Origin of the sequence: Streptomyces tateyamensis (assembly GCF_003205575.1) — a bacterium.
GTDB lineage: Bacteria > Actinomycetota > Actinomycetes > Streptomycetales > Streptomycetaceae > Kitasatospora > Kitasatospora tateyamensis.
In genome coordinates this window covers 1-250 of the sequence record NZ_PYBW01000404.1, presented here as the reverse complement: position 1 = coordinate 250, position 250 = coordinate 1, and the positions used below count along the sequence as shown (strand labels likewise).

At 79.2% G+C, this 250-nt stretch carries 1 protein-coding gene; it reads right to left on the bottom strand.

What is annotated here, in order from left to right:
• On the bottom strand, nucleotides 1–250 hold a 250-nt coding region (locus tag C7C46_RS33940), incomplete at both ends, for a hypothetical protein (protein WP_146259364.1).

Genomic DNA, 250 nt, shown 5'->3' with positions numbered 1-250 from the left:
GCCGCCGGCCTCGACCGGGCGGAACTCGCCGTGCACCAGCCGCCCGGCCGCGGTCAGCCGCTGCAGGGTGCCGGTGACCACGGCGGTGCCCAGCCCGAAGCGGGCGCCGGCCCGCTGCGCGGTGAACGGGCCGTTGGTGCGGGCGAAGCGGGCCAGCAGGTCGCCCAGCGGATCCTTGACCGGCTCGGTGAAGGCCTCCGGCACGCCGACCGGCAGCGGAGTGCCGAGCGCGTCGCTGAGCCGCCCGGCG